Consider the following 10,547-nt stretch of genomic DNA (forward strand, 5'->3'; position numbering starts at 1 on the left):
AATGGTCACCGTGACCGAGGACTGGCGCGAGCTGAACCTGGCGAACTGGGAATCCCGGGTGCCCCTACACATCGGACCCGAGGGCTACGACGTCGCCGAGTTCGACGACCCCGACTACCTGTCCAGTGTGGTGCGCTACGACCTGCCGCGGCTGGGGCGCCTGGACGGCCTGGATGTGGTGCACCTGCAATGCCATATCGGCACCGACACCGTGTCGTTGGCGCGTCTCGGCGCGAAATCGGTGACCGGGATCGACTTCTCACCGTCGGCGGTGGCGGCCGGGCGTGACTTCGCGGCGCGGGCCGGTGTCGACGTCACCTTCGTCGAGTCCGACGTCTACGACGCCACCGGCGATTTCGACCTGGTGTACACCGGTATCGGCGCGATCTGCTGGCTGCCCGACATTCGCCGCTGGGCGCAGACCGTCGCCGGCCTGCTGCGTCCCGGTGGCCGGCTGTTCATGCGGGAAGGGCACCCGATGCTCTGGGCCATCTGCGACCCGCGTCCCGACGGGTTGCTCGTCGTCGAGTTCCCGTACTTCGAGACCGACGGCCTGATGTTCGTCGAAGACGAGACGTACGGGGGAGCGGGGCAGGTGAGCTCTCCGGCGTCGATCAGCTTCAACCACGGGCTCGGTGAGATCTTCACCGCGCTCACCGAGGCCGGGTTGACCGTCACCGCGTTGGAGGAACACCGCGAAGTTCCGTGGAATCCGCTCGGGGACGCCGTCATTCCGAGCCCGGACTTCGACGGGGAGTTCGTGTTGGAGGAGGGCCGGGACCGGGTGCCGATGACCTACACCCTGCAGGCCGTCAAGCCTGAAAGCGGTAACCCATCCCGGCCTCGGTGAGCAGATGCACGGGGTGCGACGGATCGTTCTCCAGCTTGCGGCGCAGCTGCGCGAGGTACACCCGAAGATAGTGGGTCTCTTTGGCATACGCCGGACCCCACACCTCCTTGAGTAGTTCCTCACGGCCGACCAGCTTGCCGCGGTTGCGCACCAGCATCTCCAACATGCCCCACTCGGTGGGGGTCAGGTGCACCTCGGTGCCGTTCTTGGTGACCCGCTTCATCGCCAGATCGACAGTGAACGACGATGTTTCGACGACGGGCTCGTCCAGTTCGGTGGCGGCGGTGCCACGCCGGACCGCCGCGCGCAGCCGCGCCAGGAACTCGTCCATGCCGAACGGTTTGGTGACGTAGTCGTCGGCGCCGGCGTCCAGCGCCTCCACCTTGTCCGACGAATCGGTGCGGGCCGACAGCACGATCACCGGTGCGCTCAGCCAGCCGCGCAGCCCTTCGAGCACCTCGATGCCGGACATGTCGGGCAGCCCGAGATCCAGCACGATCACGTCGGGCCGGTGGTCGGCCGCAGAACGCAGTGCCTCGGCCCCGGTGGCGGCGGTGGTGACCTCATAGCCCCGCACGGACAGGTTGATCCGCAACGCCCGTAGGATCTGCGGTTCGTCGTCGATCACGAGCACTCTGGTGTTCATCGATGTCCGTCTTTCGGTGGTGCGGCCAAATCGATTTCGACGGTGAGCCCGCCGCCGGGGGTGTCGGAGGCGGTGATCGTGCCGCCCATCGCCTCCACGAAACCACGAGCGACCGACAGCCCGAGACCGACGCCGGTACTGGTGTCGGTGTCACCGAGCCGCTGGAAGGGTTCGAACAGCTGCTCCTCGGTGCCGCGGGCCACGCCGGGGCCCTCGTCGACCACGGCGATCAGCACCCGATCGCCGACGCGGCCCGCGGTGACGCGCACCGGCCGGTCCGGCGGGGAGTACCGCAGCGCGTTGTCGACCAGGTTGGCCAGTACCCGTTCCAGCAGGCCACTGTCGGCCATCACCACGGCATCCTCGACCTCCACCTTGACCCGGTCCAGTTCCTTGCGCGGAAAGCCGGTGGTGCCCTTGTTTATTCCGATCAGCGCCCGCGACACCGTCTCCTCCAGGTAAACCCGGCGCAACTCGGGCCGCACCACCCCGGTGGCCAGCCGGGACGAGTCCAACAGATTGCCCACCAATGCGGTCAGCTGGTCGATGGATTCCTCGATGGTGGCGAGCAGTTCGGCGGTGTCCTCGGGGGAGAACCCGACGTCCTCGGAGCGCAGGCTGGACACCGCGGCTTTGGCCGCGGCCAGCGGGGTGCGCAGGTCGTGGCTGACCGCCGACAGCAGCGAGCGGCGTAGTTCGTCGGCCTGGGCGATGGCCTCGGCGCGACTGGCTTCCTCGGTCAGTTCGCGCTGTTTCACCAGTCCGGCAGCCTGTTTGGCCACCGCGCCGAGCACCCGCAGGTCCCTGGCGGTCAGCTTGCGGCCCGACAACAACATCCAGAACTCGTCGTCACCGACCTCGACCGCGGTGTCGGCGTCGTCCACTCCGACGCAGGGGTCCTTGCCGACACAGGCCACGGTGGTGAAACCGTCCGCGTCCTCCCGGACCAGGCTGACGGCCCGCTGGGCATAGGTCTCCCGGACGCGTTCCATCAGCATGCCAAGGTCGGCACCGCGCAACACCGATCCAGCGAACAGCGCCAGCAATTCGGCTTCCTGCGCCGCTCGGGTGGCTTCGCGGGCCCGGCTGGCCGCGCCGTCGACCAGGACGGCGACCGCCACCGCCACCAGGAGCAGCACCACGATGGTGACCGCGCTGTCGGGCTCGGCGATGGTGAAGGTGTAGCGCGGGGTGACCAGGAAGTAGTTCAGCAGCAGCCCGGACAGTAAGGCGGAGAAGGCCGCCGGGGTCTTGCCGCCGAGCAGTGCGACCACGAGCACGCCGATGAAGAAGATGGCACTTTCGCCGCCGATCCCCAGGAAGGTGTCCAGCCAGAGGGCGGTCACCGCGCAGATGACGGACGGCACGATCACCGCGGCCAGCCAGGAGGCGATGTGCTTCTGCCAGGGCATCATCGACGAATAGGAACGCGCCCGTTTGGCTTCCGGGTGCGTCACCATGTGCACGTCGATCTTGCCGGACTGCTGGACCACCGAAGCGCCGATGCCCTCGTCGAAGATGCGGGCCCAGCGTGACCGTCGGGAGGTGCCCACCACCAGTTGGGTGGCGTTCATCTCGCGGGCGAACTCGAGCAGCGCGGCCGGTACGTCGTCACCCACCACGGTGTGCAGGGTGGCGCCCAGGCTGGCCACCAGCTCGCGCACCTTACCCATCTGGGGCGCCGACACCCCGGACAGGCCGTCGCCTCGGACGACATGGACCACCATCAGTTCGGCGCTGGATTTCGACGCGATGCGCGACGCGCGGCGCACCAGTGTCTCCGATTCGGCGCCGCCGGTGACGGCCACGACGACGCGTTCGCGCGCCTCCCAGGTGTCGGTGATCTTGTTGTCGGCCCGGTATTTCGACAGTGCGGCGTCGACCTGATCGGCCAGCCACAGCAGCGCCAGCTCGCGCAGCGCCGTCAGGTTCCCGCGCCGGAAGTAGTTGGACAGCGCGGCGTCGATCCGTTCCGGGCCGTACACGTTGCCGTGGGAGAGCCTGCGCCGCAGCGCCTCCGGGGTGATGTCGACCAGCTCGATCTGATCGGCGGCGCGCACCACCTCGTCGGGCACCTTCTCCTGCTGCTCGATGCCGGTGATCTGGGTGACGACGTCGTTCAGGCTCTCCAAATGCTGGACGTTGACCGTGGAGATGACGGTGATCCCGGCGTCGAGCAGCTCCTCGATGTCCTGCCAGCGCTTGGCGTTCCTGCTGCCCGGGGTGTTGGTGTGGGCCAGTTCGTCGACCAGCACCACCTCGGGGTGCCGCGCGATGACGGCGTCGACGTCCAGTTCGGGAAACCGCCCACCGCGGTACTCGACGTAGCGCGGCGGGACGGTCTCGATGCCGTCGAGCAGTTCGGCGGTCTTGGCACGGCCGTGGGTTTCCACCACCGCGGCCACCACGTCGGTGCCCCGGTCCACCCGTCGGTGCGCCTCACCCAGCATCGCGAACGTCTTGCCGACGCCGGGTGCCGCTCCGAGATAGATGCGCAGTTCGCCGCGCTTGGCTTTGTGCGTCGAGGAGCCGGTGGTCACACCAACATCATCCACCGCGGCCTCAACTCTTCACGGGATACTTTTGGTCCAGTTCCAGGTTGAGGGCCAACACGTTGACCCGGGGCTCGCCGAGGAAGCCGAGGGTGCGCCCGGACAGGTTGTCGTCGAGCGCTGCACGGATAGCGTCGGGGCTGACCCCACGGGCCTTGGCGACGCGGTCCACCTGGAGGGCGGCGTAGGCGGGGGAGATATCGGGGTCCAGGCCGCTGCCGCTGGCGGTGACGGCGTCCGCGGGGACGGCCGGGTTCGCCGGTGCGGCGCCCCTGATCGGCACGATCTGGCCCAGGCTGTAGTCCTCACCGAACGTGGCGCATTCGACGCGCACACCCTCGTAGGTGGTCAGGAACGGCACCTTGGTGGTCTCGCACGGTTCGTTGACGCTCACCACGCGGGTGGGGTGCAGGACGTTGCCCGCGGCGTCGCGCGGCCCGATCACCGACAGCACCGCGCCGACGCTTTCCCTACCACCGGTGCAGAACGGGCGCGCCCCGTCGACACCCTCCAGCTCACCGACCGCGGCGCTGCGCTGGCACACCAGGGTCAGCAGGCCGGCCTTGAAGCCGTTGTCATCGGCCGGTGCCGACGGGTCCGCCGGGGTGTCGACGATGCTCTCCGGCCCCAAGTTGCTGGCGCTGGTGGCCAGCGGGTCGTACCCGGCGCCGGCGGCCGACGGGCGGCTCTGGAAGTACTGCGGCAGGGCGTTGCCTTTGTCGTCGGTGAACGACTGACCGATCAGGCTGCTGCCCACCGGCTTTCCGTTCGCCTCGATGATCGAGCCGTTGGCCTTGTCGCTGAGGCCGGGGATCTGGGCCACCAGCCAGATGAACACCGGATAGCCCAGACCGAGGATCACGGTGAGGACCAGCAGGGCGCGGAGCGCGGCCACGTGCTGACGAACCAAATTGGAGAAGAACATGTCACATCCCTGGCAAGAACTGGATAACGAGATCGATGATTTTGATGCCGATGAACGGCGCGATGATGCCGCCGAGGCCGTAGACGCAGAGGTTGCGCGACAACAGCTTCGACGCGCTGCTCGGGGTGTAGCGGACACCGCGCAGCGACAGCGGGATGAGCGCCACGATGACCACGGCGTTGAAGATCACCGCCGACAGGATCGCCGACTGCGGGCTGTGCAGCCGCATGATGTTCAGCAGGTCCAGGCCGGGGAACAGCGAGACGAACAATGCCGGGATGATCGCGAAGTACTTCGCGATGTCGTTGGCGATGGAGAAGGTCGTCAGCGCGCCGCGGGTGATCAACAGCTGCTTACCGATCTCGACGATCTCGATCAGCTTGGTCGGGTCGGAGTCGAGGTCGACCATGTTGCCGGCCTCTTTGGCCGCCGAGGTTCCGGTGTTCATCGCCACGCCGACGTCGGCCTGGGCCAGCGCCGGGGCGTCGTTGGTACCGTCGCCGGTCATTGCGACCAGCTTGCCGCCGGCCTGCTCCTTCTTGATCAGGGCCATCTTGTCTTCGGGGGTGGCTTCGGCGAGGAAGTCGTCCACCCCGGCCTCGTCGGCAATGGCCTTGGCGGTCAACGGGTTGTCACCGGTGATCATGACGGTGCGGATGCCCATCCGGCGCATCTCGTCGAAACGCTCACGCATGCCCTGTTTGACGACGTCCTTGAGATGGATGACGCCGAGCACCGATGCCGTCCCGTCGAGCAGCTGGCCGACCACCAGCGGGGTGCCGCCGGCGGCCGAGATGCCGTCGACGATATCGCCCAACTCCGAGGGCACCTGGCCGCGCTGGCTGCGCACCCACTCGGCCACCGAGCTGGCTGCGCCCTTGCGCAGGGAGTGTCCGGCACCGAGGTCGACGCCCGACATCCGGGTCTGCGCGGTGAATTCCACCCAGTGCGCGGTCTTGAGTTCGCCGGGGGTGCGGGCCCGCAGGCCGTACTCCTGTTTGGCGAACACCACGATGGAGCGGCCTTCGGGCGTCTCGTCGGCCAGGCTGGACAGCTGCGCGGCGTCGGCGAGTGCCTCCGGTGAGACACCGGTCAGCGGAACGAAATTGGATGCCTGCCGGTTGCCCAGGGTGATGGTGCCGGTCTTGTCCAGCAGCAGGGTGTTCACGTCACCGGCGGCTTCGACGGCGCGCCCGGACATGGCCAGCACGTTGCGCTGCACCAGCCGGTCCATGCCGGCGATGCCGATGGCCGACAGTAATGCACCGATGGTGGTGGGGATCAGGCAGACGAGCAGCGACACCATGACGATGCCGGAGACACCGTTGCCGGTGAGCGCCAACGAATCCGGCACGCCCGGGTTGTTCATCTTGGAGTAGATGGCCAGTGGCTGCAGGGTCGCGACGGCGAACACGAAGATGATGGTCAGCGAGGCCAGCAGGATGTTCAGCGCGATCTCGTTGGGCGTCTTCTGCCGGTTGGCGCCCTCGACGAGGGAGATCATCCGGTCGATGAAGCTCTCGCCCGGTTTCTGGGTGATGCGCACGATGATGCGGTCGGACAGCACCGTCGTCCCACCGGTGACGGCCGAGCGGTCACCGCCGGACTCGCGGATCACCGGGGCCGATTCCCCGGTGATCGCCGATTCGTCCACCGAGGCAATGCCTTCCACCACATCACCGTCACCAGGAATGACTTGGCCGGCCTCGACCACGACGTAGTCGCCTTGCTGCAGCAGGGGTGCGGCGACGTCTTCCTCGTCGACGGGGCGGTTCGGGGCCCAGTCGATGAGGCGCCGGGCCATGGTGGAGGTCTTGGTCTTGCGCAGGGTTTCGGCCTGGGCCTTGCCCCGGCCCTCGGCCACCGCTTCGGCGAGGTTGGCGAAGATCACCGTCAGCCACAACCAGATCACGGTGAGCCAGCCGAACCAGGAGGGTTCGACCGCGGCCAGGATGGTGCTCCAGACGGCGCCGATCTCGACGATCAGCATGACCGGGTTGCGCCACAGGGTGCGTGGGTCGAGCTTGCGCAGCGCGTCGGGCATCGACTTCCACAGCATCTTCGGATCGAGCAGGCCGCCCTGAATGCGGTTGCCTCCTGCGGGTTTCGCTGCGTGCGACTGCGGAGCGTCGAGGGTGGGGGTGGTCATCAGTGGATTCCTTCGGCGAGGGGGCCGAGCGCGAGCATCGGCAGGAAGGTGAGGGCGACCAGGATCAGCGTGACACCGGCGACCATGCCGACGAACTGCGGTCGGTGGGTGGGCAGCGTGCCGATCGACTCGGGGGTTTTGCCCTGCTTGGCCAGCGTGCCGGCCAGGGCCAGCACGAAGATGATCGGCAGGAACCGGCCGAACACCATGGCCAGGCCGAGTGCGGTGTTGTACCACTCGGTGTTGACGGTGATGCCGGCGAACGCCGAACCGTTGTTGTTGGCGGCCGAGGTGAAGGCGTAGAGCACCTCCGACAAGCCGTGCGGTCCCGTGTTCAACATGCCGGCACGTTGGCCCGGCATCGCCATGGCGATCGCGGTGCCGGTCAGCACGATCAGCGGCGTGATGAGGAAATATGTTGCGGCAAGCTTGATCTCACGAGGGGTGATCTTCTTGCCGAGGTATTCCGGCGTCCGCCCGACCATCAGGCCCGCGATGAACACGGTGATGATCGCCAGGATCAGCATGCCGTACAGGCCGGAGCCGGTGCCGCCGGGGGCCACCTCACCGAGTTGCATGTTGAACAGCGTCATCAAGCCGCCCAGGCTGGTGTACGAGTCGTGGAACGAGTCGACCGCACCGGTGGAGGTCAGTGTGGTGGCGCTGGCGAAGACGGCCGAGTCGGGGACGCCGAAGCGCTGTTCGACACCTTCCATCGCGGAGCCGATCGCGGTGGGCACGGTGCCGTGATGCTGCAGTTGGAAGAACAACATCAGGCTGGTGCTGGCCAGGGCGATGATCGACATCACGGCGGCGATGGCGTAGCCCTGTTTCTTGCTTTCCACCATGCGCCCGTAGGTGCGGGGCAGCGAGAAGCTGATGACCAGCAGCAGGAAGATCTCGACCCAGTTGGTCCACGAGTTGGGGTTCTCGAACGGGTGCGCGGAGTTGGCGTTGTAGAACCCGCCGCCGTTGGTGCCGAGCTCCTTGATGGCCTCCTGGCTGGCCACCGGGCCACCGGTGATGGTCTGCTGGCCACCACTGAGCGTGTTGACCACCTGGTCATGCAGGTGGAAGTTCTGGATGGCGCCACCGGCGATCAGGATGATGGCGGCGACCACCGAGATCGGCAGAAGGATACGGATGCTGCCGCGGACCAGGTCGACCCAGAAGTTGCCGAGGTCACCGGTGTTGCGGCGGGCCAGCCCACGGATGAAGGCGATGGCGACGGCCATGCCGACCGCCGCGGAGACGAAGTTCTGCACGGCGAGCCCGGCCATCTGGACGAGGTGGCCCTGCGTGGATTCACCCGAGTAGGCCTGCCAGTTGGTGTTGGTGACGAAGCTGACCGCCGTGTTCCAGGCCAGGGCCGGGGTCATCGGGGTGGCGGGATCGTTCAGGTGCAGCGGCAGCTTGCCCTGCACCAGTTGCAGCACGAACAGGAAGATGACGCTGATCGCCGAGAAGGCCAGCACGCTGCGGGCGTAGGAACCCCACGTCTGCTCGGTGTCGGGATCCGCGCCGATGGCCTTGTAGATCAGCCGCTCGCCGCGAGAGTGCTTCTGGGACGAGTAAACCCGGTACATGTAGTCGCCGAGCGGAACGTGCACGGCCACCAGTGCGACGATCAGGGATACGAGGAACAGGATCCCCGCTGTTTGACTGCTCACTAGAACCTCTCGGGGAAAAGCAGTGCGGCGAAGAGAAACAGTGCCAGCAGGATCGCCAGGCCCAGGCCGACGATGTTGTCGTAGCTCACAGCCCCTCAACCCACTTCTGCACGAGGCCGAGCAGGGCGAAGATCGCCACCGTCAGCACGAGGTACACCACTGCGGACATGTCACTCCGTTCACTGAAAGATCGGGCCTCCGGCATCGGTGGCCACGTCGAAGCTAGACCCGCCCAGGCGGCCGATCCGCGTCGTTGACGGTTTTTTTACGGGCGGCGCGCGGTCCTTTACGGTCTTCGTTCGATGCAGCCCGTTTGCGGTGCTCAGCGTGTCTTTACGGGGTGGGTCGGGGGCGTCAAGAGACCGTCAAGGTTCGCCGGTGGCGGTGTCAAGACTGCGCAAGAGGCCTTCGGTTCCGGGTGGCTCGCGAGAGACAGTGGTTGTAGCGGCCGGCGCGGCCGAGTTCTGAATACGACAGAAGGTTCCCCGGTGCACACCCTCGTCAGTCCAGGTATGTCGTCGGCGCATCGCTTCGCGCAGCGGTTGCTGCACGTCCGGCCCGTTGACGTCCTGGACGAGACGGTGTTGGTGCGCCGATGCGCGATGTACCGCAAGGTGTTTCGGTTGTCGACGCTGAACTTTCCGGCCGCTGTGCTGCAGTCCGGCGTGGTGGCCGAGTGGATCCGGCGCCACGGTGTCGGCGTCGAGGCCTGTTCGGTCGATGAGGTCGACCGGGCGTTGTCCCGTGGCGTATCGGCGAAACAGATTGTGCTGCATTGCGGTTCGGGTGTCGACGCGGCTTCGGTGCATCGCGCCGCCGGTGCCGGTGTGCTGCGGTTCCGGATCAGCGCCGCGGAGCAGCTCGATGCGTTGGACTCGCGTTCCGGGGCCCGGTTGGTGGTGGATTGCGCGACGGCGGGCTGGGAGGGCCTGGCCGCAGCGGTGGTCGCCCGGCCCGGTGTGGAATTGATCGGTGTGCACCGCCATATTGCGCGGCCCGACGGTGTCGACGGTGCGGACGCGGTGATCGGCATGGTCGCCGGGCTGGCCGCTCTCAGCCGGCGGCACGGGATGGTTCTGGGACAGCTGAGCCTGTCCGGGGTGGGCTTCGGATCGGCCGATGACATCGGGGCGACGCGGCTGGCCGCCGAGGTGTTGTACGAGGTCGTCGGGGACGGGTGCGCGCTGTGCCGGTACCCGCGGCCGGTGCTGGCGCTGTCGCCCGCCCCGGAGGAACTGTTCTAGCTGCCGCCGCCGCAGCCTCCGCCACCACCACAGCCGCCCCCGCCGCATCCGGCACCGACACCGCAGCTTCCACCGGTGGCACCGCTGCAGCCGCCGCCTCCTGACAAATAGGTGCCGCCACCCGCCGCGCCGCCGGCCTCACCGCCACGGGTGGTCCAGTACTTCTTGGATGCACGTTCCTGGCCGCGGTGGTGAACCCACAGCATCGCCGCGCCGATGGGTAGCAGGATCGCCACTATGACGAGGGCGGCGAGCAGGCCGTTCATCCATCGACGGTAGGTCGCTTGGCGGCGCTCGGGTATCCGCTATTCGGGGGATTCGGGGTGGGATGTCACCGATGGTCGGGGCGGGCGCTAACGTCTTGGTCGGCGCAGCCCCCATAGCCCAATTGGCAGAGGCAGCGGACTTAAAATCCTCTGATCTGGAGGTTTGTTGGCTCTTCATGATTGAGGGTGTAGAACGGTCAGCTGCTGTCGGCCTGTGATTGGGGTGTCTGGTTGGCTGGGTGTGT

The 10,547-nt window shown here is 67.3% G+C and carries 9 protein-coding genes; 2 read left to right on the forward strand and 7 right to left on the reverse strand.

The annotated features are described in order from the left end of the window. Positions 1–10: 10 nt before the first annotated feature. A complete protein-coding gene (locus AWB94_RS30155) occupies positions 11–850 on the forward strand; it encodes a class I SAM-dependent methyltransferase (protein ID WP_234811939.1) in 840 nt (279 codons plus the stop codon). Here the strand turns inward: AWB94_RS30155 and AWB94_RS30160 are convergent. The 6 genes from AWB94_RS30160 to AWB94_RS34395 are packed head-to-tail and all read right to left on the reverse strand — an operon-like array spanning position 813 to position 8,881. Then, the gene (locus tag AWB94_RS30160; protein WP_062654901.1) at positions 813–1,496 is read right to left on the reverse strand and encodes a response regulator; all 684 of its coding nucleotides are present in this window, start codon (positions 1,494–1,496) and stop codon (positions 813–815) included. The genes AWB94_RS30155 and AWB94_RS30160 overlap by 38 nt on opposite strands. After that, complete coding sequence (locus tag AWB94_RS30165; protein ID WP_062654902.1) at positions 1,493–4,051, reverse strand: ATP-binding protein; 2,559 nt, start codon at positions 4,049–4,051, stop codon at positions 1,493–1,495. The genes AWB94_RS30160 and AWB94_RS30165 overlap by 4 nt, the downstream gene beginning before the upstream one ends. Positions 4,052–4,058: 7 nt before the next feature. After that, a complete protein-coding gene (locus AWB94_RS30170; protein WP_062654904.1) occupies positions 4,059–4,973 on the reverse strand; it encodes a potassium-transporting ATPase subunit C in 915 nt (304 codons plus the stop codon). A gap of 1 nt (position 4,974) precedes the next feature. Further along, a complete protein-coding gene (gene kdpB / locus AWB94_RS30175) occupies positions 4,975–7,122 on the reverse strand; it encodes a potassium-transporting ATPase subunit KdpB (RefSeq protein ID WP_062654905.1) in 2,148 nt (715 codons plus the stop codon). Continuing rightward, the gene (gene kdpA / locus AWB94_RS30180) at positions 7,122–8,792 is read right to left on the reverse strand and encodes a potassium-transporting ATPase subunit KdpA (RefSeq protein WP_062654907.1); all 1,671 of its coding nucleotides are present in this window, start codon (positions 8,790–8,792) and stop codon (positions 7,122–7,124) included. Before kdpA ends, kdpB begins: the two co-directional genes overlap by 1 nt. Further along, positions 8,792–8,881 carry a potassium-transporting ATPase subunit F gene (locus AWB94_RS34395; protein ID WP_109761975.1) on the reverse strand — a complete coding sequence of 30 codons (90 nt, stop codon included), beginning with the start codon at positions 8,879–8,881 and terminating at the stop codon, positions 8,792–8,794. The genes kdpA and AWB94_RS34395 overlap by 1 nt, the downstream gene beginning before the upstream one ends. A 399-nt stretch (positions 8,882–9,280) precedes the next feature. Between AWB94_RS34395 and AWB94_RS30190 the strand changes: the two genes are divergently transcribed. Continuing rightward, positions 9,281–10,036: a type III PLP-dependent enzyme domain-containing protein gene (locus AWB94_RS30190; protein WP_165605261.1), complete on the forward strand. Its 756-nt coding sequence runs from the start codon at positions 9,281–9,283 to the stop codon at positions 10,034–10,036. Here the strand turns inward: AWB94_RS30190 and AWB94_RS30195 are convergent. Then, positions 10,033–10,302, reverse strand: coding sequence for a hypothetical protein (locus AWB94_RS30195; protein WP_062654911.1), 270 nt, complete (start codon positions 10,300–10,302; stop codon positions 10,033–10,035). The two genes, AWB94_RS30190 and AWB94_RS30195, sit on opposite strands and share 4 nt — an antisense overlap. Between the last annotated feature and the right edge of the window lie 245 nt (positions 10,303–10,547).

This window comes from Mycolicibacterium canariasense, assembly GCF_002101555.1.
GTDB lineage: Bacteria > Actinomycetota > Actinomycetes > Mycobacteriales > Mycobacteriaceae > Mycobacterium > Mycobacterium canariasense.

Coding starts and splice junctions, on each gene's coding strand:
- AWB94_RS30160 (WP_062654901.1), bottom strand. CDS start 1,496: ATGAACACCAGAGTGCTCGTGATCGACGACGAACCGCAGATCCTACGG.
- AWB94_RS30170 (WP_062654904.1), bottom strand. CDS start 4,973: ATGTTCTTCTCCAATTTGGTTCGTCAGCACGTGGCCGCGCTCCGCGCC.
- kdpB (WP_062654905.1), bottom strand. CDS start 7,122: ATGACCACCCCCACCCTCGACGCTCCGCAGTCGCACGCAGCGAAACCC.
- AWB94_RS30195 (WP_062654911.1), bottom strand. CDS start 10,302: ATGAACGGCCTGCTCGCCGCCCTCGTCATAGTGGCGATCCTGCTACCC.